The following is a 26,996-nucleotide window of genomic DNA, read 5'->3' on the forward strand; positions in this document are numbered from 1 at the left end:
TGTTAATCAAATTTTAGCAGGTCTTTCATAGTCAAAATTCCGCTGTGTTCTGCAGCGTATTCTGCAGCGAGCACAGCGCCAAGTGCAAATCCTGATCTGCTTTTAGCTTCGTGTTTCAGTGATATTTTATCGATTTCGCTATCGTATTCAATAATGTGTGTTCCGGGAACTTCATCTATTCTAAAAGCCTCTACCGGAAGTTCACTATCAGCAAATCCTGTGTCTTTTTCTTTCAACTTCCAGTTCTCATAGCGATCATTGTTTTTCAGGATTCCTTCAGCCAGGCTGATTGCAGTTCCGCTTGGGGCATCCTTTTTATGGATGTGATGGGTCTCCTCAATACTGGCTGAATACTGGCTCTGACCATTCATCAACTTTGCCAAAATTTCATTCATCTTAAAAGTGAGATTTACGCCAACGCTGAAGTTTGTCGCATAAAAAAGCGTTCCGTTGTGCTTGTTGCAGGCAGATTCAATTTCACTGAAATCATCGTACCAGCCGGTAGTTCCCACAACAATCGGACACGAATGATCAAATGCTTTTAGGATATTTTCTTTAGCTGCTTCAGGAATACTGAATTCTATAGCCACATCGGCCTCAGACAAAGCCTTTTCAATTTCATCAACATTTTCAGATGTGATTTTAGCTGATATCGAATGACCGCGTTCAAGCGCTTTCTCCTCAATTATCTTACCCATTCTTCCGTATCCGAGAATTGCTATTTTCATACCATCATTTAATTGTCAGTGTCACTTTAAAGCCTGTTGCTGTTCGGTTGAAACCGGCCGGCTGCATATTGGGTTGCAAATTCAATGAAAGATCATCACTCACATCAAAATCATAGAGATGCGCATCAACATTAGCATCCACGATTTGAAAAATATAAATAATACCAATTGAAATATAAGAAAGCTCCATCCATTGCCTGTAAGTATCTCGGGTGTCCCTAATTGCAGCAGGCGTAACGTTTGGAAAAGGAGAGGTGCCGTTGGGATCTGAGGCTTCGCGATAAGCATCGCGGTATAAATTGTACTGATTAGTGTAACGATTTGCCAGGTATGCTGCCACGCCAAAACCACCATAAATAATGGGAACCTTCCAGTACTTTTCATTGTAAACCTGTCCGGCACCCGGCAATATTGCCGACATTATCGTAGCTTTTTTGGGTGATTTAGTGGGAACATAAGCATTGGTATCACGGTCAGATCCTTTTGAAACGCTTGCCGAGTCCTGCGCAGCAGAAAAAAGCGGGAGCAGCAAAATAGTGAGGACAGTGATTGCTTTCAATAATTTCATACAGTAGCTATGGGTTAAGAATATCCAGAATACGGGAAAGGTCTTCATCATCTTTGAAATCGATGGATAATTTCCCTTTACCATTCTGATCTTTTTTCACTAATACTTTATGATCTAAGATGCGTTCCAGATCAACAACATGCTTTTGCTGTTCAAATGACAGTTCAGCTTTTTTGAGCGAACCTTTTTGCTTTTTAGCCGTGTTTTTAGCTCCTTTAGCCAGTTGCTCAACCTGTCGAACGCTGATTCCGTCCTTGAGTATTTTCTCCAGGATTTGGTTCTGAAGATCTTTATCATTCACACTCAGAAGAGCACGAGCGTGGCCCATCGATATTTGTTTATTCTTGATCGCGAGCTGTACTTCAGCAGGAAGCTTGAGCAATCTCAGGTAATTTGTGACAGTTGCTCTTCCTTTACTCACGCGGTTCGCAACTTCTTCCTGAGTGATGTTACACTCATCAATGAGTCGCTTGTAGCTGACTGAAACCTCAATAGCATTCAAGTCTTCACGCTGAATATTTTCAACGAGCGCCATCTCGAGCATTGTTTGATCATCAGCTACACGAACGTAAGCCGGAACTGTTTCGAGTCCGGCAATTTGAGAGGCTCTGAACCTGCGTTCACCTGATATCAGTTGAAACTGGTCTTTCTTCACCATGCGAACTGTCACAGGCTGAATGATTCCGTGCGTTTCAATTGAGCCTGCCAGTTCTTTAAGAGCGTCTTCTTCAAACTCAGAACGCGGCTGAAACGGATTCGCCTCAATTTGATCGATCGGAATTTCAGCTACTGTCCCCACAACCGACTCTGGGTTAGAGGAGAGCTCTTTTGCTTCAACTCTGTCGCTGTCGTCATTTTCAAGCAGAGCACTGAGGCCTCTGCCAAGTGCTTTTTTCTTACTCGCCATCTTTCAAGTCAATAATTTTGTCTTCATCACTAATGCGTGTCATATCGTTCTTTTGCAAAATCTCACGCGCTAGATTCAAATAGTTGACAGCTCCTTTGCTGCTGGCATCGTGCATGATGATGCTCTCTCCGTGACTCGGAGCTTCTCCTAACTTGGTGTTGCGGTGAATGATTGTTTCAAAAACCATATCCTGGAAGTGCATTTTTACTTCTTCCACAACTTGATTGGCTAACCTCAAACGCTGATCGTACATGGTGAGCAGCATTCCTTCAATTTCCAGATCAGAGTTGAGTCTCGACTGAACTATTTTAATCGTATTGAGAAGCTTACCAAGTCCTTCCAGCGCAAAGTATTCACACTGAACAGGAATAATAACTGAATCAGCTGCTGTCAAAGCATTAACAGTGATCAAGCCCAAACTGGGTGAACAATCAATAACGATGAAGTCGTAGTCATCTTTGATTTTATTCAGAGCCAAGCGCATCATCTTTTCGCGGTTTGGCAAATTGATCATTTCAATTTCAGCACCTACGAGATCGATGTGTGCAGGAAGGATATCCAGATTAGGGTTTTCAGTATTGAGAAGGATATCACTCGGTTCAACTTCATTTATGATTGTTTCATAAATGCTTGTTTTGATGTTTTTAGGTTCAAAACCAACACCTGATGTAGCGTTTGCCTGGGGATCGGCATCAACTAAAAGCGTTTTGTATTCGAGTACACCTAAGCTCGAAGCCAGGTTTATTGCTGATGTCGTTTTACCAACACCTCCTTTTTGATTGGCTATAGCAATGATTTTTCCCATGCGTTTTCTTCCTTTATTTACAGTTTGAGCGCGCTCAATTGAGCAGTCTGCAAAGATACACCTCAAATTTGAGCGGATAAAATGAACGCGCGCCTCATTCGCAAAATTGTCTTAATCTGCTTTCTTTGCAAAGAAATATAAAAGTACCTTTTTCTAATGAGAGAAAAGGTCTCGTGTGAAATCCTATTTTTAAACAAAAATATGTTCATTGAAGATGATCACAATCATTTGCGGCACCAATCGCCCTCAAAATAATACAAGTATCATTGTTAAGGCTTATGCCGATATGTTGAAAAGTAAAGGAAATGCCATTCAAATATTATCGATGGAAGATCTACCAACCGATTTTATTTTCAAAAATGAAGTGTTGGGTGGTGCAAGTGATAAAATGAAGAATATTGCTGAGCAGTACATTGAAAAACCTGAAAAACTCGTTATTATCTCTCCGGAATACAACGGTGGCTTTCCCGGTGTGCTAAAATCCTTCATAGACTCTGTAGTTCCTCAGCTTTTCGAAAATAAAAAGATAGCACTCGTTGGTGTTGCATCGGGTAGGGCAGGTAACCTGCGCGGAATGGATCAACTCACAAATATCTTTCATTATTTAAAAGCGCATGTATTACCGCTCAAAGTACCGGTTAGCAGTATCAACAAATTGATCGAAGAACGCGAACTTACTGATGAGTCAACTAAAGAAGTTTTGACCAAGCAAATCGATCAGTTTTTAACCTTTTAAAGACGATGGCGTAAACTCCTCAAAAGTGTTATCACTGTAAAATACAACTACTTTCTCAATAGTCCGAACCGATTCCTGTTCGGGCTTTTTTGTTTGGTTATCAGTGTTTTGAGACTTTTCTGCATGCTCATGTGTAGTTTCGCTTTGACGTGTTACATCTGTATCTTTTTGCGACTCCCCGCTCGTTACATCAGTATCACCTGCAGGTGTTACAATTGTATTCTCTTCTTCTTTTACACGCTTTTCTGATTCTGAAAGATCACCTTTTCCTGATATAAGCCAGTCGTAACTCACATCGGGGAATGCCTGTACGATTTTCATGACGAAGTCGAGGCTCGGTTTGTTTCTACCGCTTAATACATGGGAGATTCCAGACCTTTGGACATCTAATATCTCTGCGAGTTGTGTAGCTGTGAGTTTCTTGAAGTGGAGGAGTATTCTTATCCTATCGTTGATTGTTGTCGTCATGTTACAAATATAACAATCGTAAGTAAACAAGCAGGAACATTTATGTTACAGATGTATCGTATTTAGTTTAGTGGAAAACGTCTTTTTGCCAAAAACAGCTTCCTCTACAGTTATAAATCACTTTAGGTAAAATAAATTAATGCTCTGGAATATAGTTTGTTAAAGATATAAATTGACACGTGTTACAACTGTATCACCCTAAAGATTTATTCGTAAATGGAGTTTTTTAATGGATTGAGAACAAAGAATGGTATGGGATTTGGATATTGTATATTTGTTCGCATAACCTAATACATAATGAATAGGAAATATCTCTTTTTGGCTCTGACCGTGATAAGTCTTTTGACCTGGCAGTGTACGGGGTCAAAATCATTGTCGCGCAAGGCTGATAAGTTACAGGAAGCCGGCTTAAATGAAGAAGCGGCAGACTTCTATTACAAATCCCTGCAACGAAATCCACGAAATGTAGATGCAAAAATAGGACTCAAACAAACAGGAAAAGAAATACTTGAGTCTCTACTCAATGAGTTCTACAAATCCTATTCTGCTGAGGATCACCGCATGGCTGTCTATAAATACCGCGAAGCAAAAGACTTTCAGGACATGTGCTCGCCATTTGTAGATCTTCAAATTCCTCCGTACTACAACGATTACTACGAAGAGTCTGAAACGACTTACAAAAATGATCTTTACGAAAAAGCGAACGAACTTATTTACGAGGAAAAGTACCAGGAGGCAGACAAAAAGTTGAAGGAAATCATCGACCTCGATCCAACTTACAAAGATGCTAAGGAACTCGCGTCAATGACTACAGCCGAGCCGATGTACCAAAAGGGAGTAAAACTCTTTGAAGCCGGTAAATACCGCGAATCATATGCGATGATGAAACGCGTGATCGATCAAAAAGGATCTTACAAGGATGCAATCGATTACCGTGACAATGCGCTTGAAGAAGCAACGATCACAATTGCTGTGAGTCCGTTTGATGTTTCGAATAGTAGTCAGAGCCAAATTGCAGAAAAGATCAACGGTAGCATCACGCAATCGCTTGTAAACTCTGAAAATCCGTTTATTAAAGTTGTTGATCGAAGCAATACAGAAAAGCTCCTCGAAGAACAGCGCCTGAATATGGAGCTGGGTACTGAATCCCGTGTTCAGGCCGGTGAAATGCTGGGTGCTAACATGATTATCACAGGTAAAATGATGGATTATCAAGTGAGCAGTGTTCCGGTTCAAACATCAAGGCAGCCGGCATTTGAGCAAATTAAAGTACAAAAAGTCAACCCGCGGACTAAAGAGAAATACGTTGCAACTGAATACCGTAAGACTTATTACAACGAATATTCCGGTAGTCGAAAAGTCACGGCTGCTCTCCAGTACCAGGTTATCAATGCCGAGACCGGTGTGGTTGTTTCCGGAGGTGTGATCAACGAAACCGAAATGGACAATGTCAATTACGCTACTCGAAAAGGTGGCTTTAAAAACCTTTATCCGGGCGAGTTTAGCAGCTCGCTTGGCGGATTGATGAAAGAGGGCAAGGTGATCACATCTTACCAGGCAAAAAGCCAGCTACAAAGTAAGTTTACGTCTTCAAAACGCGAGTTGAGATCAGAAAATCAAATACGTGCAGATCTTGCACAAAAAATCGCTCAAAATATTGTGAGCAAAGTTCACGAATACAATCCTGAATTATGAGATATAACTCAGTACTGCTTTTATTCTTACTATCATTATTGAGCTTTGGCGGATGCTCATCAACAGAAAAAGCCGCAAAAAAGGAGGAACCACAAAATCCACCACCAAACTGGGTGACGAACAGACCAACGAGTAGTGCTCACTACATCGGGATTGGGATCAGTGATAAAAAAGCGCATCCGCTCGATTATGCGAGAGATGCTAAACGAAATGCATTGAACGAATTAGCTTCTGAAATCGAGGTGAATATCACTTCAAAATCGATGTTGTACTCGACAGAAAATAGCAGAGGAGAATTCAAAGATGAGTACAAATCTTTCATAAAAGTTTCAACTGATCGCACGATTGAGGACTACGAACAGGTTGATTCATACGAAACTGAGGATAAATATTACGTTTATTACAGGCTCTCTAAAGCAAAATACCAGTCTAACCGAAAAGCGGCTATCGAAAAGGCGATTGATGCTTCAAAAGGTTTTTACAGTACCGCTTTACAGGAACGAAAAGAAAACAACTATTCGGCTTCGCTGGAAAATGCGCTAAGGGCTGTAAACTCGATTGAGCCGTTCATAGGTGAGGATTTGATCACGACTTACGATGGGGAACAGGTCTATTGGGGAAATCACCTCAAAACTTTCATGAGTAATACACTCAGAGAGATCAAAATAAAGGCGAACATCGAAACTACGAGCGCTAGGTGGAGCATTCCACTCAGCGAAGATGACGTATCGTTTACGGTTCTGACCGAAAACGGTGAAAAACTCCAAAACATTCCTATTGAAATCGAGTACTCTGAAGGTTTTATTCGCCCAAAGCTCACGCCAACAAACAGCAACGGAGTGGCAAAAGCAAATTTGGTACGAATCGTTGATCAGGAGCCAAATCAATGGCTCAGCGCAAAACTCGCAATTGGTCAGATCCATCAAAATGCAATCGGTCAAAAGCCTGATGTTGTGTTTGAGCAGCTTATCAAGTCATTGAATATCCCATCAGTAAGGAAAAAGATAGAAGTTAGTAGTCCGCAGGTTTACCTGGATGTCAATATCCAAAACGACCAACAACGAGAGTTTGATGAAATGATTAAAAAAGCAATTCGTAACAGGTTGTCATATCGCGAGATGCAGGAAGCTTCATCCAAACAAAATGCAGATTACATCATCCGCGTAACGGCTGATTACCGCATGCTCGAGAAAAAGATGGACATGTACAGAGCGCAAATATCTGGCAACTTTGAAGTTGAAAGAATCGGTGATAACTCAATCGTTTTTTCTGAAAACATATCGGGGCTTTTAGGCGTACAATTGTCAGAAAAGAACGCAGTTTTCAACGGTTTCGAAAAGCTGAGTTCTGAAATTGAAGAAAAAGTATTTCCAAAATTTTATCGTCAAATCTCTAAAGATTAGCAACAAATGAAAGCAATTAAATTATTTGCTATTGTTTTAATTTTAAGTCCTTTAAATGTATTTAGCGAAACTAACGCTTTAACACTTTCACAAGACTTATTTTTAGCTTATTTCAACGGTGATGAGTACGCAGATTTTAAATCTCAAATAGAATCATACGATTACGAGAAACTCAAAAAAGAACTGGACACTCCTCAAAAGAAAAAAGCTTTTTGGATCAATATTTACAATTCTTACACGCAAATAGGATTGAACAAATACGAATCGCTTTATCTGGAGAAAAAGAACAAGTTTTTCCGTAAAGACTTCATTACAGTTGCCGGTAAAGAGTTTGATCTCGATGATATTGAGCACGGTATTCTACGTGACTCAAGAGCCAAGTGGGCGATGGGTTACATCAAAAATCCGTTTGCCAGAAAGACGATTAAAGAATTGCGTGTCGATTCGGTTGATAAGCGCATTCATTTCGCTCTCAATTGTGGAGCGGCCTCTTGTCCGCCTGTGACTTACTTTGAAGCTGATAAACTCGATAGTGAACTCGATGAAGCGATGAACGATTTCCTCACAAAAACGAGTGAGTATGATAAGAAAGAAGATGTTCTCAAGGTAAACCGAATTTTCAAATGGTACCGCGGAGACTTTGGATCAAAAGATGGAATCATCAAACTACACAAAAAGCTCGATCTCATTCCGTCAAATGCCTCACCTAAAGTCGAGTTCAAAGAATACAACTGGAATTTGCAAAAACAAGCTAACCGATGAGTAAAAAAACCGCTGTAATTGGTGCATCTCCTAATGATGCGCGATATTCTTTTCGAGCAACTCAAATGCTTACAGACTACGATTTCGAAGTAGTTCCGCTCGGAATCAGAAAGGGCACAATTGGTGAGCACCATATCATTGTCGACTGGCCAAAAGAAATAGATGATCTCGATACTGTTACGCTTTACATCGGCCCGCAACGACAGCCACAATACTACGATTACATCATTGACCTCAAACCAAAAAGAGTGATTTTCAACCCCGGGACAGAGAATTCTGAGTTTGAATCGAAATTGAAAGATGCCGGAATCGAAACTGTAAAAGCCTGTACGCTCGTAATGCTTTCTACAAATCAGTATTGATCAGATCCTGTCCAAAGCTTCCTGAATAACAGAAGCAGCCCTGTCAAGTTGTTTGTAGCTAATTGTTAGAGGTGGAGAGAGCCTGAAAGCATAGCTGGTCGATAAAAACCAGAAAGTGAGCAATCCATTTTCAAGGCAATGGTCAAACACACTCTTAACTTCGTCAAAATCTGCTAGATCGACAGCAAACATCAAACCTTTACGTCTGATTTCCTTCACCTTATCGTTCTTCAGTTTGTTTTCCAGGTATGCTCCTTTTTTCTCGACTTCTTCGAGATCGATCTCATCTCTGAAAACTTCCAAATTCGCCAATCCGGCAGCACAGCAAACCGGATGACCTCCAAAAGTTGTAATGTGTCCAAGGATCGGATTATCAGATAGTTCCTTCATTAATTCGCGATTGGCGATCATTCCGCCCATCGGCATTCCACCGGCCATCGCTTTCCCGATTGTCAAAACATCGGGAACAACACCAAAATGCTCAAAACCAAACATTTTACCGGTTCTACCAAAACCCGTTTGAATTTCATCAAAGATCAACAACGCGCCAACTTCAGAGCAACGATTGCGAAGTTTCACAAGAAAATCGACATCCGGAATTCGAACTCCGGCATCGCCCTGAATCACTTCAATGATTACCCCAGCAGTCTTTTCCGTTATTTCGGTCAGATCCGAAATAGCATTGTGTCGCAAAAAACGCACATCGGGAAGTAGCGGGCGAAAAGGTAGCTTCTTTGTCTCATTTCCCGATACACTCAGCGAGCCGTGTGTACTGCCGTGATAACTACCACGAAAACTGATGAGCTCTGACCGACCAGTAGCGCGTTTAGCTAATTTGAGTGCTGCCTCATTGGCTTCAGTGCCTGAGTTGACAAAGTAGACATTATCTAAAGTAGGAGGAAGGAGATCGAGTAATGACTCGGCAAACTTGCTCTGCGGTGACTGGATGTATTCGCCATAAACCATCACATGCATGTAGTCGCTTGCCTGCCTGGAAATAGCTTCTGTAATCTTAGGATGAGAGTGTCCTATGTTGTTGACAGCAACACCGGCAATTAGGTCGAGATATTCCTTTCCATCAGTGGTGTAAACAACACAACCTTCAGCACGCTCAATTTCCAGTCCGATTGGATACGGAGTCGTTTGCGCTACATGCTTGTCAAAAGATTGCCGATCATTCATAAACCGACATTATATAATGTGAAATCAATCACTGATTATGCTTCAGCCAATTCAGGAGCACGCTTAGATGCGTAAGCTTTAGCACCAAACAATACAGCAGAGAAGAAAAGAGTTCCTGCAAATGTGTTTAGCAAGAATGGCAATCCAGCAGTATAACTCGTCAAGAGTCCTGCCATGTCATTTGTGTACATAGGGCTTCCCAACCACGCTCCAAAGTTGGTGAGTGCAAAAAATACAAGTGAACCGATAACCGTAGAGCCAAGAACACCTGATATTTTGTTGTTTTTAGCAAGTGTGCTTCCCAAAAGAACCATCACGGCAAAACCACCATAGATGAAAGCCGCGCCTTCAGTGAAAAACACAAAAGAGTCGTAAAAACTCGAATAAAGGATGTTATTGACCAATAAATCACTCACGAAAAGAGCAGCCATGGGAATTAGTAGAGCCAGCCATTTGTCTTTGTTCAACACTGCACCACCAAAAATAGCCATAGCACCAATTGCTGTGAAGTTGGGAGGGTGCGGTATAAAACGCGTTAATGAAATGAGGACAATTGAAATAATAGCAAACTTGAGTTTCGTGTTATTTGTTTTCATATTGGTCTTCTTATTTGCCGACAAATTTAGAAATATTTTATCCTTTTCTTGTAGGCTGTCAAAAAGGAATTCAGTACTTTTGATTTGAAGCCTTTGACAGAGATGTGTTCAAGGGCTTTTCTACTTTATTTAGCCTACGGTAATCAAATCATTACACCTTACACTTGAAAATATTTATTGTTTCAATAAAAATTGATAATTTTCATAATTATAAAAATTACTTAGGTAAAGACTGAAAGTGAAAATGACGCAGGATTTTAATTTGAAAAGCGCGCTTAAGCAGTACTTTGGTTTTGATTCATTCAAAGGAGATCAGGAGGAAATTATAAATAGTGTCCTCAACAACAACGATACATTTGTGATTATGCCAACTGGAGGAGGGAAGTCTCTTACTTACCAGTTACCCGCTCTCATTACAGAGGGTACGGCTATTGTCATTTCTCCGTTGATCGCCCTGATGAAAAACCAGGTTGATTCGATTAGAGGATTTGTTGACGATGACAGCGTAGCACATTTCATGAACTCTTCTCTCAATAAGGGAGAGCTCAACCGTGTCAAACAAGATTTACGTGACGAAAAAACGAAAATTCTCTACGTGGCTCCTGAATCACTCACGAAGCAGGAAAACATCGAATTCTTCAAATCGATTAAAATATCATTTGTAGCAGTTGATGAAGCGCACTGTATCTCTGAGTGGGGGCACGATTTTAGACCTGAATACAGGCGGATCAAGGAAATGATCTCTGGAATTGACGACCGCATTCCGGTTATGGCTCTGACCGCAACTGCCACTCCAAAAGTGCAGCTCGACATCCAGAAAAACCTGGGAATGTCTGATGCGAATGTTTTCAAAGCTTCGTTTAACCGACCAAACCTCTTTTATGAGGTACGTCCTAAAATTCAGGCTGAAAAGCAGATCATCAAGTTCATCAAGGAGAACGAAGGGAAATCGGGAATTATCTATTGCCTGAGTCGTAAAAAGGTTGAACAAATTGCAGAATTACTACAGGTGAATGGCGTTAAAGCACTCGCTTATCATGCCGGAATGGAAGCTGCAAAACGCGCCAAATACCAGGATATGTTCCTCATGGAGGAAGTGGATGTTATTGTGGCAACGATCGCTTTTGGAATGGGAATCGACAAGCCTGATGTGCGTTTTGTGATGCACTACGATATGCCTAAATCGCTCGAAGGTTATTATCAGGAAACCGGTCGTGCCGGTAGAGATGGTGGTGAAGGAGTTTGTTTGGCATTCTACGATTACAAAGACATTGAAAAGCTCGAAAAATTCACGACTAATAAACCCGTTGCCGAGCAGGAAATAGCTCGCGCTCTCCTCAATGAAGTGGTGGCTTATGCTGAAACAGCTATGTCGAGAAGGAAATTCCTGCTTCACTACTTTGGTGAAGAATGGGACGAGGAAAACGGAGAAGGGAAGAACATGGACGACAACATGGTCAACCCGAAAGAAAAAGTTGAAGCAAAAGACGAGATCAAGCTTTTCCTCGAAACAGTTATAAACGTCAAAGAGCAATTTAAGCCCAAGCACGTTGTGGATGTTTTGATTGGAAAACAATCTGCTGAAGTTAAAAGCAACAAACACCACACGGCCAGTTTCTTTGGGTCTGGAAAAGATCACGATCGAAAGTATTGGATGGCTGCTGTGAGGCAATCGCTCGTAGCTGGTTTAATTGGTAAAAACATCGAGCAATACGGAACGATTTTCGTGACGGATGAAGGAAAAGAATTCATCAAGAATCCCAAGTCGTTCATGCTTATCAAGGATCACGATTACGATCAAATGGCTGAAGATGCAAATGCCATTACGATGAACAAGGCCGGACAGGGTGGCGATCCCGAGTTGATGAAACTCCTCAAAGATCTTCGCAAGAAAATCGGGAAGCAAAAGAACTTACCGCCTTTCGTTATTTTCCAGGATCCTAGTCTCGAAGACATGGCAACTCAATATCCTATCACGATGGATGAACTGCAAAACATTGTGGGAGTAGGAAAAGGTAAAGCCATGAAGTTTGGTCGTCAGTTTCTGGATCTGATCAAAACTTACGTTGAAGAAAACGATATCGACCGTCCGCAGGATATGGTTGTGAAAGGCCTTGCCAATAAGGGAAGTAACAAAATTGCAATCATCCAGGGTATCGATAGAAAAGTTCCTCTGGCTGATTTGGCTAAAGCTCGCGGTATTACTGATTCTGAGTTTGTGTCAGAACTAGAAAATATCGTGTACTCAGGAACTAAAGTCAACATCGATTATTACATAAATGATGTGTTGGATGAAGAGCATCAGGAGGATATTTTTGAATACTTTAGAGAAGCTGAATCTGACAGTATTGATGAAGCGCTCGAAGAATTTGAAGATGAGTACTCTGAGGAAGAAATAAGATTAATGCGCATCAAATTTATGTCTGAATTAGGAAATTAATTCCATTGAAAAAGTTTTCCTTCTTTTATGCCTTTTTGCAAGTGCTTTGCGAAATTGACTTCTGGTTTTACTTCAAGAACAGGGTCATTTTGCACGGTGATAAACTGGTGAAGAAATATCCGGTTATCTACTGCGCCAATCACCAAAATGCATTTGTTGACGCACTTTTGATGGCATTGGCTTCAAACAGGCAACCGGCCAGTTTGGTCAGAGCCGATGTCTTCAAAAACAAGCTCTCGGGAGCGTTCTTGCGGAAAGTGAAGATGCGCCCGGTTTACCGCATGCGCGATGGCTTTGGTTCGCTCGGAAGGAATGAACACACTTTCAATGAATGCTACAACTATCTTTCAAAAGGCGGAACGCTTATCGTATTTCCTGAAGGAAACCACGGAGAGCTAAAACGTTTGCGTCCGCTCAAGAAAGGAACAGCTCGTATTGCGCTGGATACATTAGATAAGCTCGAGCGTTTTGATAAACTGTACATCCAACCGATAGGGCTAGATTACAGCAATCATCCCAAGTTCAGATCCAATATGTTAATGAATATCGGAGATCCTATTGAGATTTCTAAAGATCGTTATTCGCTAAAAGAGGAGGATCGCACAAAAGAAATCCAGCAGGTGACGAAAGAGATTAAAGAGTCGCTTCAACCGCTGATGTACCATCAAAAAGCCAAAGACCACAACAGCACGATCTACGATTTCATTCACCTCGTGTATCCAACTCGCGTAAATCGCAAAGGTCTATTTCTCCAAAACTTCTTTGATGGAAAGGAATTTGCCAATCAGTTTAACGATGACTTATTGAGTGATGATCAGCTTTCCAGGATGCAAAACCTCCTGAAAGTAGGGAAGGAGTTGCGTTACCCAGGATTCTTTTACAAGAAAGGATCTGAATTTTGGCGACCTCTCATTATTTCGATTTTCACATTGCCTTTTTACATGGTGGGATCGTTGATTTTTGCGTTGCCATTTCACATCATTAAAAAATTGCAATTCGCGATTAAAGATCCGCAGTTCAGAACGAGTGTGAAATTTTTGACCGGTTTAATTCTATATCCGCTTTGGTTACTTGTTTTAGCTAGCACAGCAACAGCTTTTTTCAGCGGTAAAGATGTTTTGATCGGAACCGGAATCACAATTATTTGCGGGATAGGAGCTTTGAATTTCCGGGATAATATCCGGTTGGTTATGCGATTTGGAAAGTGGGCTCTGACCGATAAAAGTCAACGCCACACTTTCGAAAACGAACTCGAAACATTTGTCCGCTCACTCAAAAATGAAGCATAAAAAAAGGGAGCCGTTGAGCTCCCTTGTCTGTTTATCGTAGAGAATGATTAATCTTCTTTTTCATTCTTAGTTTCGCCCTCTTTTTCAGAACTCGAATCATCAGCCTTTTTCTTCGGTTTGGCTTCACCTTTTTTCACATTGATCTTGATCTCTTTCTCTTTCTTATCAAAATCAACTTTTACTGTGTCGCCTTCGTGAATTTTATTGCCGATGATCTCCTCTGCAATAGGATCTTCGAGATATTTCTGGATCGCTCTGTTCAGTGGGCGAGCACCGTACTGGTGATCATATCCTTTTTCAGCGATGTACTTTTTCGCCTCTTTAGTGAGCTCGATCGAATATCCGAGATCTTCAATTCGCTTGTAGAGGTGTTCCAGTTCAATATCGATGATCTTGAACAAGTCTTCCTGTTTGAGGCTATTGAAGAGAATCACATCGTCAATCCTGTTGAGGAACTCTGGAGCAAAAGCCTTTTTGAGCGCTTTCTGCAAAATACTCTTTGCTTCCTGTTCTTCATTTTGAAGCTTGGCCGATGGCGCAAAACCAACACCTTGTCCAAAGTCTTTAAGGTGACGCGTACCGATGTTACTCGTCATAATGATGATCGTATTCTTAAAGTCAACCTTGCGACCTAGGCTGTCAGTTACAGTTCCGTCATCCAGGATTTGAAGGAGCAAGTTGTACACATCGGGGTGTGCTTTCTCGATCTCATCAAGCAGAATAACAGAGTAGGGGTGTCTGCGAACTTTTTCTGTAAGCTGACCACCTTCTTCGTAACCAACATAGCCCGGAGGCGCTCCGATCAATCTCGACACAGCGAATTTTTCCATGTATTCACTCATATCGATACGGATCATGTTGTCTTCTTTGTCGAAAAGGTAACGGGTCAGAACCTTGGCCAACTGCGTTTTACCAACACCCGTAGGACCTAAGAAAATAAACGAACCGATCGGTTTGTTGGGATCTTTCAATCCGGCACGGTTACGCTGAATTGCTTTAACCACTTTCTCAACCGCTTCGTCCTGTCCGATTACGCTACCTCTCAACTTCTCACGCATATTCGTGAGTCGCTCAGCTTCTTTTTGCGCAATACGCTGTACAGGAACGCCAGTCATCATCGCGACAACTTCAGCAACGTTTTCCTCGTCAACCGTTTCGCGATGCTCTTTGGTGCGCTCTTCCCATTTTTTCTTTTCCTCTTCGAGTTGTTCGCTCAGTTTGCGTTCTGAATCGCGCAATCTTGCCGCTTCTTCGTATTTCTGCTTGCGAACAACCTGATTTTTATCTTCTTTGACCTTCTCGATTTGCTTTTCGATTTCGAGAATTTCATCCGGAACTTCAATGTTTGTAATATGAACACGTGAACCAGCCTCATCAAGAGCATCGATCGCCTTATCGGGAAGGTGTTTATCCGTCATGTAGCGATCAGTCAACTTCACACATGCCTGAATCGCTTCAGGAGTGTAGTTCACATTGTGGTGCTCTTCGTAACGAGCTTTAATATTGTTGAGAATCGTCACCGTTTCATCAGGTGTCGTTGGCTCAACCATCACTTTTTGGAAACGTCTTTCGAGTGCTCCGTCTTTCTCGATATACTGTCGGTATTCATCGAGCGTGGTAGCACCAATGCATTGTATTTCACCACGTGCTAGAGCTGGCTTGAACATGTTCGATGCATCCAGCGATCCCGAAGCGCCACCGGCTCCGATTATCGTGTGGATTTCATCGATAAAGAGAATCACATCAGGTGATTTCTCCAATTCGTTCATCACCGCTTTCATACGCTCTTCGAACTGACCACGGTATTTTGTTCCGGCAACCAGCGAAGCGAGATCGAGTGTAACAACACGCTTATTATAAAGAACACGTGAAACTTTGCGTTGCACGATGCGGAGTGCCAAACCTTCAGCAATTGCCGATTTACCAACACCCGGCTCACCGATCAGAATCGGATTGTTCTTTTTGCGTCTGCTCAAAATTTGCGAAACGCGTTCAATTTCCTTTTCACGACCTACAATTGGGTCGAGTTTTTCGTCTTCAGCCATTTTGGTCAGATCACGGCCGAAGTTGTCGAGTACCGGTGTTTTTGATTTTGTGTCGCTCTTGCGTTGTGAACCACCGCGACCGCCACCGCCTGAGAATGAACCTGAAGAAGTGTCATCATCTTCAGTACTTCCCGGAATCTCAGCTCTTGGATCTTCATTCATGTCAGATCCCGAATGCATATTGTCCAATTCGTTCTTTACCATTTCGTAATCTACATTAAAGTTAAATAGCGCCCTGCTCGCAACATTGTTGTCGTCTTTGAGAATACTCAACAACAAATGCTCCGTGCCAATCACATTACTCTTGAAGAGCTTGGCTTCGAGATACGTGATTTTGAGCGTTTTTTCTGCTTGTTTAACCAGCGGAATATTGCCGAGGTTAGAGGTTACCTTCGATGTATTTTCAACCTTTATAGACTGCTCGATGAGTTTACGCAACTCCATGAGGTCTACATTGAGGTTTTTCAAAATTTCAATAGCAACTCCCTGACCTTCGCGAATAATCCCGAGGAGGAAGTGCTCAGTGCCTATGTAATCATGGCCTAACCTGAGAGCTTCTTCGCGACTAAAGGATATTACATCCTTAACTCTTGGGGAAAAATTTGCTTCCATATATTTTAGTCTCCTTCGTGTTCTTTTGTTGTTAAACGGTTTTTGAACCCATTTCGTTCATTCCGCACTGTGAAAATAACAACTCTTTCTACAATCTCAAAAGTACTGAGCTAACAACGCGGCTGACCTGAAAAGCAGGTTCTTTTTACCAACATAAATTTGTTGAAAATTACAAGAGTTTTCAACATGGTTAGCGGTACATTAATAAGTACTTTCGAAATTCAATTAAAACTGTGTAGCAAATACTATACGAAACGCAATTTCTCTTTGAATTTAAGACAATATGGCAGAAGGAGATAATGAAAGAATACTGCGCGTAAACATTGACGAGGAAATGAAGTCGGCATATATCGACTATTCCATGTCAGTAATTGTAGCGCGCGCATTACCCGATGTTCGAGACGGTTTAAAGCCCGTTCACCGAAGAGTTTTATACGGAATGCAGGATTTGGGATTGACATCCAACAAGTCCTTTAAAAAATCGGCACGTATCGTGGGAGAGGTGCTCGGTAAGTATCACCCGCACGGTGATTCATCCGTTTACGATACTATGGTGCGTATGGCACAGCACTGGTCACTTCGCTATCCGATGGTCAATGGCCAGGGGAACTTCGGTTCTGTGGATGGTGATAGTCCGGCCGCTATGCGTTACACCGAGGCTAAACTCCGCAAGATAGCGGAGGAAATGCTGTCCGATATCGACAAAGAAACAGTCGATTTCTCGCTCAACTTCGATGATACCATCGAAGAACCAACCGTACTACCGGCTAAAATTCCGAACCTCCTTGTAAACGGTGCAAGTGGTATCGCAGTTGGTATGGCGACAAATATGCCGCCTCACAATCTCACTGAAATTGTGAACGCGACAGTAGCTTATATCGATGATCGCGATATTTCAATCGAAGGTTTGATGGAACACGTGAAAGCACCTGATTTCCCAACAGGCGGAATCATTTACGGTGTTGACGGTGTTCGCCAGGCGTTTGAAACCGGTCGCGGTAAGGTCGTGATTAGAGCCAAAGCCGATATCGAAGAAACAGACTCGGGCAGACCGAGAATTATAGTGACAGAAATTCCATACCAGGTCAATAAGGCTGAAATGATCAGCAAGACGGCCGATATGGTCAACGATAAAAAGATCGAGGGTATCTCTGATATCCGCGATGAGAGTGACAGAAGCGGTATGCGCGTTGTCTACGAACTCAAGCGCGATGCCATCCCGAATGTGGTTCTGAACAATTTGTATAAGCACACCGCTTTACAAACTTCATTCTCAGTGAATAACGTTGCGCTCGTTAAAGGTCGTCCGCAAACGTTGAACCTCAAAGATCTCATTCATCATTATGTAGATCACCGCCACGAGGTGGTTGTTCGCAGGACAGAATACGAACTGCGCAAAGCAAAAGAGAGAGCTCACGTATTAGAAGGGTATCTCATCGCGCTGGACAACCTCGATGAAGTGATCGCACTCATCAGGGGATCGCGTACTGCTGATATCGCGAAAGAAGGCTTGATGAAAAACTTCGAGCTTACTGAAATTCAGGCGAAAGCTATTCTGGAGATGCGTCTACAGCGACTCACCGGAATGGAGCGCGAAAAGATCCAGAGCGAGTACGATGAGTTGATGAAAAAGATCGAGTACTACGAAAGCATTTTGGCTGACGAAGGCTTGAGAATGGACATTATTAAAGAAGAGCTCCTCGAAATGAAAGAGAAATACGGTGATGAACGCAAAACTGACATCATTTTTGCCAGTGCCGATTTCCGCATCGAGGATATGATCCCTAATGAAGAAGTTGTTGTGACGATTTCGCACATGGGTTACATGAAGCGTACATCGCTCTCAGAATATCGCACACAAAGGCGAGGAGGTCGCGGATCGCGGGGTAGCACAACCCGGGATGAGGACTTCCTGGAAGATCTGTTCTACGCCAATACACACAACTATCTCCTCATCTTTACGGAGAAAGGTAAGTGTTTCTGGATGCGAGTATTCGAAATTCCGGAAGGAACGAAAGCATCAAAAGGTAGGGCTGTTCAGAACCTGATCAACATCGAACCCGATGACAGAGTTCTAGCCTATATAAATGTTCCGGATCTGACCGACCAGGAATTTATCGAGAACAACTTCATTATGATGTGTACCAAAAAAGGTACTGTTAAGAAGACAAATCTCGAAGCTTATTCTCGTCCGCGTTCAAACGGAATCATCGCGATCAATATTAAGGATGGCGATGAGCTCATGGAAGCTAAACTCACAAACGGTGAAAGTGAAGTGTTGATGGCTCTGAAAAGTGGTCGCGCAATTCGCTTCAACGAAAACACAGTCAGATCCATGGGCCGCGGAGCCAGTGGTGTAAGAGGAGTGAGGCTAGCTAACGACAAAGACGAAGTCGTGGGCATGGTTTGCGTTCAGGATGCTGAAACAACTATCCTGGTTGTATCAGAAAAAGGTTACGGAAAACGTACAGCACTGGAAGATTACCGTGTGACAAACCGCGGTGGTAAAGGTGTTAAGACAATGAATATTTCCGATAAAACCGGAGAACTCACAACGATCAAGGCTGTTACTGATGATAACGACCTGATGATTATTAACAAAAACGGAATCGCAATCAGACTCGAAGTTGCCGGAATAAGGGTGATGGGTCGTGCCACTCAGGGTGTTAGACTGATCAACCTCAAGAAAGGTGACGAAATCGCGGCAGTTGCAAAAGTGCCTCACAGCGATGAAGAAGAGGAAGAAAATGGTTCTGAAGAAGAGAATGGCACAGAAAATGCTACTGATAGCGAAGAATAATTGATAATTTCGCATCAAAAGGAATAAAAATTTATGAAACGTATATTTTTCACATTGACGATGATAGCGACTGTAGCAACGGGTTTTGCGCAGTCGAACAAAGTAATTAGCGCCAATAACTATTTGAAAAATGGCGATTTGGCCAAGGCTAAAGAGAACATCGATGCTGCATCTGTTCACGAAAAAACGATGAACGAGCGCAAAACATGGTTCTACCGCGGTAAGGTTTATTTGGCCTTAGCTGCAACAGAAGACGAGAAATTTAAAAAGCTTGATTCAAATGCTATTTACAAGGCTGCTGAGGCTTTTGAAAAAGCACTTGAGTTAGAAGGTAGGAGAATTGGAGACAAAGAAATTCAACAGCAATACCAAATCACTGGTCGCCAAATGTTTGCTGTAGGAATTGAAAACTACAAATCGCAGAATTACCCCAAGGCGAGTAAAGCATTTGAAAATTCTGCTGAGATTTCGAAAAAATTCGGAATAACAGATACATCAGCAATATTCAATGCCGGAATGACTGCAGAATTAGCTAATGATACTGCTAAAGCAATAGAGCAATACCGCGAGAGTGCAAAACTCGGTTACAAAGACGGTGCGCTTTTCGTGAATGTAGCTAAACTGGAAAAAGGACAGGGTAACATTGACGCTGCGCTAAACACGTTGAAGGAAGGTAGAAAACTGTATCCTGAAAACGGTCCGATTTTAACTGAGCTCATCAACATTTACCTGACTACAGGAAAAACTGATGATGCATTAGCGATGTTGAATGAGGCTATTAAAAAGGATTCTTCAAATGCACAGTTGTTCTTTGCACGCGGTACGCTCTACGACAAAAAAGGCATGAGTGACAAAGCGACTGCAGATTACGAGAGCGCAATTGCTGTAGATCCTGATAACTACGAATCGTATTACAACCTTGGAGCTGTTTACGTAAACCGCAGTGCTGAGATCCAGGAAAAAATGAATAACCTGGACATCAGTAAAAAGGAAGAATACAATAAGTTGAAAGCTGAGCGCGACACATTGTATGAAAAGGCAATTAAGCCGCTAGAAAAAGCTCACGAGCTGAATCCGGAAGACCGCGTTACAATGCAAACGCTCATGGGACTTTACGGAAAAACAAATCAAATGGAGAAATACAAAGAGATGAAAGCCAAGTTCAAAGAAGAGAACTCTGCTGAATAATCATCTATTTGATTTCATAAACTATTCAATAGAGAGGAAGGAGATCGATTGGTCTCCTTTCTTATTTCTAGCTTTATTTTACATAATATAAATTATAAGTAAATAATTCTAGCATCTGTTTAGGTTCTTATAATTGAATTTAGCAGAATAAATAAAATTGTAAGTTTGTTTTATAACTACGATTATAAAAATTGCGTTTAATAAATAATGCTCACTCATACAGTAAATAACGGATTTGAATCTCCTTTAAAAAGTGTCAGTAAACTACTTGGAAGCTCCATTCAAAAGTTTCTAACACGAAGGCTCAAAGGATTGCAAAAAGATTTGAATGAAATTGAATTATCAATCACTGAGCAATTGGAAATAGTAAATCGTTATCAGGAGTACGATACAAATGATCTTTCTGAGTTTGAAAAATTGACCAATACTTACGATGAAGTTTTTCAATTATTCAAATTACTAATCTCATTAATTGATGAAGCTAAATCAGATTTAACCGATAAAGATGATATTTATAGAGATCTAGTTCTTTTAGGAAATCAATTACACGATCTCAATAAAATCACAGAAAAGCTTCTAGGTAAGCTTTCTTCTATTCACGATAAGATTTTAGTGAAACAGTCAGAACTGTCATCTTCTGATATTTTAAACGATATGTGGAAAGATGAAGGTGATCTTTGGGATAACTTTTATGAGGAAAGCAAAAAATCTTGATTTCAATGTTCAATCAAGGTGATATAATATGGATTGATTATCAGTATATTGGCGAGAAAGACTCAAAACCAAGGCCTTGTATAATCATTTCAAATCAAACAATAAACGATTTAGACAATGACTATTTAATTTGCCCTATCACAACTACAAATAGATTGAATAAGTTTTCTGTCCCAATTGAAAATAAATTTCTTTCCCGATCTCTTCCAAAGTCGTGTGAAATTAGATGCAACAAAATTTTCACTTATCGTGAAGATAAGATCAAAGAAAAACATTGTGAAATCATTGATGAGGATTTCTTGAGAAATATATTGGATAAAGTCAAAAGTTGCTTTTAGTGTTATAAACTAAATCTAACACTCAAATAAGCCCACTCTAGCCAATTTTACGAATCAATAAGATTTTAATTCCCATCTAAAGAATATAAGTAAAGTAAATCACGAATTCATATTTTCCGGAGCTCAACCGCTTGTTTTTGGGAAAGCCTTCGCCTTTGACAAAGGGAATAAACTCTACTCCTCCCATTCTTTCGCTACCACTCGCTTCTCGATCGTAAATGTATAGCTGATGTTTTTCACCGGGAGAACTGAAAACATGTTTAATGTTATCAAACCTGTAATAATTTGATTGATGATCAGCATCTTCATATTCCTCTTTTGATGCCCATTCAATTTTTTCACCTTTAAAAAGCGCAGGGAAAATATCGGGTCCGTTGCCGTTCATATCCCAGCTATCGCCATTTGGTTTGAATGGTGGAAATTTCACGATTTCAATTCTGGAAACACCCACATATTGTGGCGTTTTTTCAGTGCTGCATAAAGGCCCTTCATATTCTGGCGGACAGTTACAGGAACCGTTGTAGCATGCCCCACCATTTTCACAAGGCGTGTCGGGATCACAGGCCATTTCATTTTGGCAATTGACTCCGTAATAACCTGTAGGGCAATCACATTCACCTTCAATGCAAGATCCGCCATTTAAGCAATATCTGCTATCACAGGGATCGGGATCAGACTGGTGACACGAAATACTGATGAATAATAGTGAAGTTATAAGACTAAAGAAAAATAAAGTCTTTTTCATTATGCAGAGTTAGGTGTTGTACCAACAAAACTGCATTAATTATTTGATTAGTGCAAGTGCTGTTTTATCAACGCTTTGCGTCTACTTTAACTGATGGGAATTCAATAATTCACGCGCTTTCCAGCGATCGTATCGCCTGTTTTTTATCCCACAAACCAGAGACGAGAACAAAATTCAATCTTTTCACCTTGATCTTTATTCGCTTTCACTTTAATTCTCATCGGTGCTCATGAGCTCGCTTTAAAAAGCTCGGTTACGTTTTTGGATCAAACCAAAAAACAAGAATAAACGAATGAAAAGAGGATAGTTTTATTTTATCCTTTGTTCCCGTTGTTTTAAGCGAGATTTCGAATAAACTCTCAACTTGACACAAAAAGACAATCTATTTCATTCATTGATTGTAATTGATAATCTTTTTTCTTGATAAAAAAGATAGAAAAAATCAAGTCTCATCAGAGGCGATTTTTCTCCAATTCGTTGCAAAAACCGCAGTCGGATTGTGTGCTCCGCGCTTTGTCTTTTTCGTAGTTTGAAACCCCGCAGCAAGTGCGTGGATCTATGACTTTCTAAGCCTCTGCCCCTTCGGCCATAGGCAAGAAACTCAAAGACGCGACTACGCACATCCGCTGCATATCGCTGACTGATGAGACGCGAACTACGAATTGATATTCAGGTTAATTGTTCAGTTAAGGATCGCTTGTTTTGCATCCCTTAAACCAGAGACGAGAACAAAATTCAATCTTTTCAACTTGATCTTTCTGTTTTTGGATCAAGCCAAAAAACAAGAATAAACGAATGATAGTGGGAATCTTTTTTAACCCACTAATGACCTGCAAGTTTATTAGCCTGGCTTTAATAAAAGCATGGTTTTGTAAAGACGACACGACAGGAGCCAATCAATAATACTTCCCTACTCTGGTTACAAATTGACCACCCTCAATGAGCATGACATTCTCAGCCGTGTCGTAGAGTTGGATGTTAGAGAAATCACCGGCCGCTTTGTACCTTGAAAAGCCATCGTAGTTTTCAATTAGATCGGTAATAGTAAGAGAGCCGGATTGTGTATCAGGAATAGTGTCTTCGCGAAGTGTGCTCCACACCTTGTAGTTTTCATCGATGTACGTCACCATGAAGCCACTTGTACCATTGTTGATATTCCCCACATCGTATTGCTTGAGGTCAATGAGTCCGTCTCTTCTAGTATTTAAAGTATCCACAATACAACCGTAAAGCTGGAAATCGATAACGCGCGGTGAAGCAGAGTCGTTGTGCGGACCAAAATTAAAGCCCTGCATCCTGGAGTCGTACGTGAAACCATTAGTATCGGTAAAGCACAGACCACCGTAAAAACTGCTTACCCCGTTCCCTATTTCACTACCTATCAGATCGCGGTAGATCAGTGAATCGGGACCGATTTTAGCTGTGAGTTTTAAATCGTGGTTCAGAGCCGGCAACGTAGTATCCGGTTCCTGTTCAGGATATTCTGATAATTCCACGCGATCGTCACAGCTCGAAAACAAACCGATTGATACAATAGTACCTAATGTTAGTATGAAAGTAAGGGTTTTCATAGTCCTCCAATATACATTTTATAACGTCCTTTAGTGATGGTCATTGAATTTCCACCTCTGTACAAACGACAAGAAAATTCACCAAACATGATATAGTTCCCAAACCGTTCGTCACCTTCAGGACTATCGATAATTGCAGACAACATAAAATCAGAATAAGAACCGCTGTTAGGTCCGCTCGAAGTCGTCCACAAGTTTCCTTCATTATCGTAGTAGCGAATTCTAATTCCGCCAGTTTTGTTGTTGTCTGTCACGTAGTCGTAATTTCCGGGATCAAACATCATCTCCTTGATCTCCTCCTCTGTTGAACCTTGCGGAATACAATTGATGAAATCGATATAAAAAGCCCTGTTTCGAGTTGAGGGATCGTGGAAAACACCGGTTTCAACCTGGATAAAACTCGCGAGCGAATCCTGTAAATTAAATGTATCGCAATATCCGTTTCGGTATGCTCTGGACTCGCTAATTACCGTATAACCGTGCTCGTAGAATTTAGTCGTGTCATCTAAGTTGAAGCGCAGGAACAAATCTTTTGGTATAAAGATGTTGTTGGTATCACCCGAAAGCGAGTTGCGCTTTGGTGGCACATCATCATCAGAATTACAACCTACTAAACCGAAACAGAGCGAAACGGCAAAAAATAATGTGAAGTATAAATTTCGCATAGCGTATTAAAATCCGTTGAGTGGCAATCTGAACTCTCCTCTTTCAACCGGAATAGATTGCGTACCATTATAAAGACGTAAATCCATTACTCCGGTTACGTAAATATCACCCAGAGAAGTTGTATCGGGAGCCATATCGAGAATTTGGAACCTGAAATTTGAAGAAGCTCCTGTTCCGGGACGACTGCTCCAGGTAGTTCCCTGTTCATCGACCCACTCTACCTTCACTCCTTCTCTAAAGTTTGTGAGATCATGGCTTCCAAAAGGATAAGCGCCCAAATAAATGGAGCTGCGATTTGTGATAGAATCTGCAGAATCTGGAATGCAGGACAAAAACTTGAGTGTTAATGAATTATTCATCGCTGAACCAAGAGTTGTATTGAATCCCATGAAATTGTTTGAGGTGTCACACAATCCGTACTTTATTGAATCAAACAATACACCGTAATTATTGATGGCGTATTGAATGGTGTACATCTGCGAATCGATTTTACCTTGGAAATAAAAGTTGCTGACGATGGGTACAGAATCTCCTTTTTTCCAGTTTTCATCGAGGGGTTGATCTTTTGGAATACTTTGATTCAAAGTATCTTGTTCACAGGCTACCCACAAGAAGGGAATTGCTAGAGCAATGAATAACCAGGCTTTTCTCATGATTAAGTTTTTTGTCAAGTCCCAAATATAGCAATTTATCGCGTTCCCGAATGAATTGCGGTTCTGACCAAAATAATTGACTTCATTTTTTCCGTTAATATTCAACGGTTTTTCACTTAATTTGTCCTGCTATGAAAGAAAAAACACAAAACAACCAGCTCCTCTACCCTGTATTTTTAGTCGCCTTTTTGATCATCTATTTATACGTTTTTGATTCTAAACTCGATCTCAATGGCGATAATGCTTCTTATTTTATTTTGGGTAAAGCGTTAGCTGACGGACTCGGTTACGTATCTCCCGTTCATCCTGATATGCCGCCTCACAGCCACTTCCCAATTGGATACCCTTTGCTCATTGCAGGGTTGATGAAAATGGGAATCAAGAGTTTTGTGGGAATCAAAATATTCAACGGTATTTTATTGTTTGCTACCGGCATCATGTCGTTTCAGTTGTACAGGAAGCTGGTTTCAAGCAACAACCTGGCTTTCATAGGTTCGCTCGCTATATTTTTCAATCCTGTGCTCATGCGCCAGGCCACGATTATTATGAGTGAAATTCCGTTTTTGTTTTTCACAACCTTAGGGCTTTTCAGCTACGTGAAATTTATCCACAGCGAAACTGAACCGTGGTACAAGCGCTGGAGTTTTTACGTGATGCTCTTTAGTTTGATCTACGGCTTTTATCTGAAAACACTGGGTTTTGTCACGATCGGAGCCGTGGGTGTTTCGATGCTCGTGCGCAAGAACTGGCCACAGACTATAACTGCCGGGTTGGTTTTCCTTGGCGGTGTAGGGCCCAGTTTTTTCAAATCCACTGGCGGAAGCAATTATGTGGGACAATTACTCGCTGTGAATCCGTACGACAAATCGCTGGGTACAGTGGGCTTTTCAGATCTCGTTGACCGGGCCGTTGAAAACATCACGAAATACGGCACCAACATCATTCCCTCTACTGTTGTGCCGTTTGTACAGGAATCGATCAAGGAAAACACATTTTTGGGCGGAGTTGTCGGTTTGATAATCCTGGCTCTGATCGTGATAGCAATACGAGCAATCAAAGAAAAGTGGCTCATGACAGCCTTTTTCCTCTTTACTGCATTCGTGCTCGTTTTTTGGCCACAAGTTTGGTCTAGCAGTCGCTTTATGATTCACCTGGTTCCGCTGTTCATGTTCATGACCTTTTTTGGGTTGTTTATAGCAGTGAACAAACTATCTCAAAAGTATATCAAGAAAGAATGGGGAATTGCGGCAGTCGTGATTGTTGTGTTACTTGGATTGCCCGGAATGCAGTTTCAAAATTTACGAGCCGAGAGCGATTATCCGCCCCAGTTCAAGCAGTATTTCCGCGTTGCAGAATGGTGTAAACAAAACACTCCACAGGACGCGCTCATCATTGCTCGCAAACCCAATATGTTCTATCTCTTTGCCGATCGGCACGTGCTTAAATACAAGTTCACACGTGACGATATAGCGTTATTGGATGACTTTGTCGAAAACGGTGCCGATTATGTGGTTTTGGAATCGCTCGGTTACGGGTCAACGTACCAGTATCTACTTCCGGCTATCAAAAAGCACAGCTACGCATTCCCACGGGTTTTAAACTATCAGAACCCTCCTACTATGCTCTTTCAGTTCAATGCTCAGGCGTACATACAAAACAGGAATAGTGGCAGTACTCAAAATCAATAATCAGTCAACAAAAAACCCTGACGCACTTTCGTGGT

24 protein-coding genes are annotated in these 26,996 nt (G+C 41.4%); 12 read left to right on the forward strand and 12 right to left on the reverse strand.

Going from position 1 to position 26,996, the window contains the following annotated elements:
- Positions 1-2: 2 nt before the first annotated feature.
- The 4 genes from dapB to F3059_RS04295 are packed head-to-tail and all read right to left on the reverse strand — an operon-like array spanning position 3 to position 3,008.
- Positions 3-728: a 4-hydroxy-tetrahydrodipicolinate reductase gene (gene dapB, locus F3059_RS04280; protein ID WP_151166833.1), complete on the reverse strand. Its 726-nt coding sequence runs from the start codon at positions 726-728 to the stop codon at positions 3-5.
- A 4-nt stretch (positions 729-732) separates the two neighbouring features.
- Complete coding sequence (locus F3059_RS04285; protein WP_151166835.1) at positions 733-1,296, reverse strand: DUF5683 domain-containing protein; 564 nt, start codon at positions 1,294-1,296, stop codon at positions 733-735.
- A 7-nt stretch (positions 1,297-1,303) separates the two neighbouring features.
- Positions 1,304-2,203 carry a ParB/RepB/Spo0J family partition protein gene (locus F3059_RS04290; RefSeq protein ID WP_151166837.1) on the reverse strand — a complete coding sequence of 300 codons (900 nt, stop codon included), beginning with the start codon at positions 2,201-2,203 and terminating at the stop codon, positions 1,304-1,306.
- The gene (locus F3059_RS04295; protein WP_151166838.1) at positions 2,193-3,008 is read right to left on the reverse strand and encodes a ParA family protein; all 816 of its coding nucleotides are present in this window, start codon (positions 3,006-3,008) and stop codon (positions 2,193-2,195) included. Before F3059_RS04295 ends, F3059_RS04290 begins: the two co-directional genes overlap by 11 nt.
- 214 nt (positions 3,009-3,222) lie before the next feature.
- Between F3059_RS04295 and F3059_RS04300 the strand changes: the two genes are divergently transcribed.
- Entirely contained in the window at positions 3,223-3,744 is a 522-nt protein-coding gene (locus F3059_RS04300; RefSeq protein WP_151166840.1) for an NADPH-dependent FMN reductase, read from the forward strand.
- On the opposite strand, the gene F3059_RS04305 is transcribed toward F3059_RS04300, so the two are convergent.
- Positions 3,733-4,212, reverse strand: a complete 480-nt coding sequence (locus F3059_RS04305; protein ID WP_151166842.1) for a helix-turn-helix domain-containing protein — start codon at positions 4,210-4,212, stop codon at positions 3,733-3,735. The genes F3059_RS04300 and F3059_RS04305 overlap by 12 nt on opposite strands.
- Before the next feature lie 297 nt (positions 4,213-4,509).
- Here F3059_RS04305 and F3059_RS04310 point away from each other — a divergent pair, with 297 nt between their 5' ends.
- The 4 genes from F3059_RS04310 to F3059_RS04325 are packed head-to-tail and all read left to right on the forward strand — an operon-like array spanning position 4,510 to position 8,434.
- On the forward strand, positions 4,510-5,907 hold the full coding sequence (locus F3059_RS04310) for a hypothetical protein (protein WP_151166844.1): 1,398 nt from the start codon (positions 4,510-4,512) through the stop codon (positions 5,905-5,907).
- Entirely contained in the window at positions 5,904-7,310 is a 1,407-nt protein-coding gene (locus F3059_RS04315; RefSeq protein ID WP_151166846.1) for an LPP20 family lipoprotein, read from the forward strand. Before F3059_RS04310 ends, F3059_RS04315 begins: the two co-directional genes overlap by 4 nt.
- A gap of 6 nt (positions 7,311-7,316) precedes the next feature.
- Positions 7,317-8,072, forward strand: coding sequence for a DUF547 domain-containing protein (locus tag F3059_RS04320; protein WP_151166848.1), 756 nt, complete (start codon positions 7,317-7,319; stop codon positions 8,070-8,072).
- Entirely contained in the window at positions 8,069-8,434 is a 366-nt protein-coding gene (locus F3059_RS04325; RefSeq protein WP_151166850.1) for a CoA-binding protein, read from the forward strand. Before F3059_RS04320 ends, F3059_RS04325 begins: the two co-directional genes overlap by 4 nt.
- Here the strand turns inward: F3059_RS04325 and F3059_RS04330 are convergent, their stop codons facing one another.
- Together F3059_RS04330 and F3059_RS04335 are read right to left on the reverse strand one after the other, a co-directional pair.
- Positions 8,435-9,616 (reverse strand): aspartate aminotransferase family protein, encoded by a 1,182-nt coding sequence (locus F3059_RS04330; RefSeq protein WP_151166851.1) that lies wholly within the window; start codon positions 9,614-9,616, stop codon positions 8,435-8,437. It lies immediately after the preceding gene.
- Between the two features lie 35 nt (positions 9,617-9,651).
- A complete protein-coding gene (locus F3059_RS04335) occupies positions 9,652-10,212 on the reverse strand; it encodes a DUF6580 family putative transport protein (protein ID WP_151166853.1) in 561 nt (186 codons plus the stop codon).
- A 244-nt stretch (positions 10,213-10,456) separates the two neighbouring features.
- Between F3059_RS04335 and F3059_RS04340 the strand changes: the two genes are divergently transcribed.
- Both F3059_RS04340 and F3059_RS04345 read left to right on the forward strand, forming a co-directional pair.
- A complete protein-coding gene (locus F3059_RS04340) occupies positions 10,457-12,652 on the forward strand; it encodes a RecQ family ATP-dependent DNA helicase (protein ID WP_151166854.1) in 2,196 nt (731 codons plus the stop codon).
- 5 nt (positions 12,653-12,657) lie between these two features.
- Positions 12,658-13,941, forward strand: coding sequence for a 1-acyl-sn-glycerol-3-phosphate acyltransferase (locus tag F3059_RS04345; protein ID WP_170265035.1), 1,284 nt, complete (start codon positions 12,658-12,660; stop codon positions 13,939-13,941).
- A 47-nt stretch (positions 13,942-13,988) separates the two neighbouring features.
- On the opposite strand, the gene F3059_RS04350 is transcribed toward F3059_RS04345, so the two are convergent.
- Positions 13,989-16,598 carry an ATP-dependent Clp protease ATP-binding subunit gene (locus F3059_RS04350; protein WP_151166857.1) on the reverse strand — a complete coding sequence of 870 codons (2,610 nt, stop codon included), beginning with the start codon at positions 16,596-16,598 and terminating at the stop codon, positions 13,989-13,991.
- Positions 16,599-16,881: 283 nt separating this feature from the next.
- On the opposite strand from F3059_RS04350, the gene gyrA reads away from it, so the two are divergent.
- The 4 genes from gyrA to F3059_RS13870 all read left to right on the forward strand — a co-directional run bounded on the left by gyrA (position 16,882) and on the right by F3059_RS13870 (position 21,638).
- The gene (gyrA, locus tag F3059_RS04355; RefSeq protein ID WP_151166859.1) at positions 16,882-19,398 is read left to right on the forward strand and encodes a DNA gyrase subunit A; all 2,517 of its coding nucleotides are present in this window, start codon (positions 16,882-16,884) and stop codon (positions 19,396-19,398) included.
- A gap of 33 nt (positions 19,399-19,431) precedes the next feature.
- Positions 19,432-20,586 carry a tetratricopeptide repeat protein gene (locus F3059_RS04360; protein ID WP_151166861.1) on the forward strand — a complete coding sequence of 385 codons (1,155 nt, stop codon included), beginning with the start codon at positions 19,432-19,434 and terminating at the stop codon, positions 20,584-20,586.
- A gap of 207 nt (positions 20,587-20,793) precedes the next feature.
- Positions 20,794-21,300: a hypothetical protein gene (locus F3059_RS04365; RefSeq protein WP_151166863.1), complete on the forward strand. Its 507-nt coding sequence runs from the start codon at positions 20,794-20,796 to the stop codon at positions 21,298-21,300.
- A 5-nt stretch (positions 21,301-21,305) separates the two neighbouring features.
- The gene (locus F3059_RS13870; protein ID WP_151166864.1) at positions 21,306-21,638 is read left to right on the forward strand and encodes a type II toxin-antitoxin system PemK/MazF family toxin; all 333 of its coding nucleotides are present in this window, start codon (positions 21,306-21,308) and stop codon (positions 21,636-21,638) included.
- A gap of 76 nt (positions 21,639-21,714) precedes the next feature.
- Here the strand turns inward: F3059_RS13870 and F3059_RS04375 are convergent, their stop codons facing one another.
- The 4 genes from F3059_RS04375 to F3059_RS04390 all read right to left on the reverse strand — a co-directional run bounded on the left by F3059_RS04375 (position 21,715) and on the right by F3059_RS04390 (position 25,378).
- Positions 21,715-22,383, reverse strand: coding sequence for a calcium-binding EGF-like domain-containing protein (locus F3059_RS04375; RefSeq protein WP_151166866.1), 669 nt, complete (start codon positions 22,381-22,383; stop codon positions 21,715-21,717).
- An 896-nt stretch (positions 22,384-23,279) separates the two neighbouring features.
- Positions 23,280-23,954, reverse strand: coding sequence for a hypothetical protein (locus tag F3059_RS04380; protein ID WP_151166868.1), 675 nt, complete (start codon positions 23,952-23,954; stop codon positions 23,280-23,282).
- Complete coding sequence (locus F3059_RS04385) at positions 23,951-24,619, reverse strand: hypothetical protein (RefSeq protein WP_151166869.1); 669 nt, start codon at positions 24,617-24,619, stop codon at positions 23,951-23,953. Before F3059_RS04385 ends, F3059_RS04380 begins: the two co-directional genes overlap by 4 nt.
- Positions 24,620-24,625: 6 nt before the next feature.
- Positions 24,626-25,378 carry a hypothetical protein gene (locus F3059_RS04390; RefSeq protein ID WP_151166871.1) on the reverse strand — a complete coding sequence of 251 codons (753 nt, stop codon included), beginning with the start codon at positions 25,376-25,378 and terminating at the stop codon, positions 24,626-24,628.
- 26 nt (positions 25,379-25,404) lie between these two features.
- Between F3059_RS04390 and F3059_RS04395 the strand changes: the two genes are divergently transcribed.
- Complete coding sequence (locus tag F3059_RS04395) at positions 25,405-26,961, forward strand: phospholipid carrier-dependent glycosyltransferase (protein ID WP_151166873.1); 1,557 nt, start codon at positions 25,405-25,407, stop codon at positions 26,959-26,961.
- Positions 26,962-26,996: the final 35 nt, after the last annotated feature.

The organism is Salibacter halophilus, from assembly GCF_008806325.1.
Taxonomy (GTDB): domain Bacteria; phylum Bacteroidota; class Bacteroidia; order Flavobacteriales_G; family Salibacteraceae; genus Salibacter; species Salibacter halophilus.

Coding starts and splice junctions, on each gene's coding strand:
- F3059_RS04315 (WP_151166846.1), top strand. CDS start 5,904: ATGAGATATAACTCAGTACTGCTTTTATTCTTACTATCATTATTGAGC.
- F3059_RS04330 (WP_151166851.1), bottom strand. CDS start 9,616: ATGAATGATCGGCAATCTTTTGACAAGCATGTAGCGCAAACGACTCCG.
- F3059_RS04365 (WP_151166863.1), top strand. CDS start 20,794: ATGCTCACTCATACAGTAAATAACGGATTTGAATCTCCTTTAAAAAGT.
- F3059_RS04360 (WP_151166861.1), top strand. CDS start 19,432: ATGAAACGTATATTTTTCACATTGACGATGATAGCGACTGTAGCAACG.
- F3059_RS04335 (WP_151166853.1), bottom strand. CDS start 10,212: ATGAAAACAAATAACACGAAACTCAAGTTTGCTATTATTTCAATTGTC.
- F3059_RS04300 (WP_151166840.1), top strand. CDS start 3,223: ATGATCACAATCATTTGCGGCACCAATCGCCCTCAAAATAATACAAGT.
- F3059_RS04395 (WP_151166873.1), top strand. CDS start 25,405: ATGAAAGAAAAAACACAAAACAACCAGCTCCTCTACCCTGTATTTTTA.
- F3059_RS04295 (WP_151166838.1), bottom strand. CDS start 3,008: ATGGGAAAAATCATTGCTATAGCCAATCAAAAAGGAGGTGTTGGTAAA.
- F3059_RS04375 (WP_151166866.1), bottom strand. CDS start 22,383: ATGAAAAAGACTTTATTTTTCTTTAGTCTTATAACTTCACTATTATTC.
- F3059_RS04350 (WP_151166857.1), bottom strand. CDS start 16,598: ATGGAAGCAAATTTTTCCCCAAGAGTTAAGGATGTAATATCCTTTAGT.
- dapB (WP_151166833.1), bottom strand. CDS start 728: ATGAAAATAGCAATTCTCGGATACGGAAGAATGGGTAAGATAATTGAG.
- F3059_RS04285 (WP_151166835.1), bottom strand. CDS start 1,296: ATGAAATTATTGAAAGCAATCACTGTCCTCACTATTTTGCTGCTCCCG.
- F3059_RS04290 (WP_151166837.1), bottom strand. CDS start 2,203: ATGGCGAGTAAGAAAAAAGCACTTGGCAGAGGCCTCAGTGCTCTGCTT.
- F3059_RS04320 (WP_151166848.1), top strand. CDS start 7,317: ATGAAAGCAATTAAATTATTTGCTATTGTTTTAATTTTAAGTCCTTTA.
- F3059_RS04310 (WP_151166844.1), top strand. CDS start 4,510: ATGAATAGGAAATATCTCTTTTTGGCTCTGACCGTGATAAGTCTTTTG.
- F3059_RS04380 (WP_151166868.1), bottom strand. CDS start 23,954: ATGAAAACCCTTACTTTCATACTAACATTAGGTACTATTGTATCAATC.
- gyrA (WP_151166859.1), top strand. CDS start 16,882: ATGGCAGAAGGAGATAATGAAAGAATACTGCGCGTAAACATTGACGAG.
- F3059_RS04340 (WP_151166854.1), top strand. CDS start 10,457: ATGACGCAGGATTTTAATTTGAAAAGCGCGCTTAAGCAGTACTTTGGT.
- F3059_RS04385 (WP_151166869.1), bottom strand. CDS start 24,619: ATGCGAAATTTATACTTCACATTATTTTTTGCCGTTTCGCTCTGTTTC.
- F3059_RS04305 (WP_151166842.1), bottom strand. CDS start 4,212: ATGACGACAACAATCAACGATAGGATAAGAATACTCCTCCACTTCAAG.
- F3059_RS04325 (WP_151166850.1), top strand. CDS start 8,069: ATGAGTAAAAAAACCGCTGTAATTGGTGCATCTCCTAATGATGCGCGA.
- F3059_RS13870 (WP_151166864.1), top strand. CDS start 21,306: ATGTTCAATCAAGGTGATATAATATGGATTGATTATCAGTATATTGGC.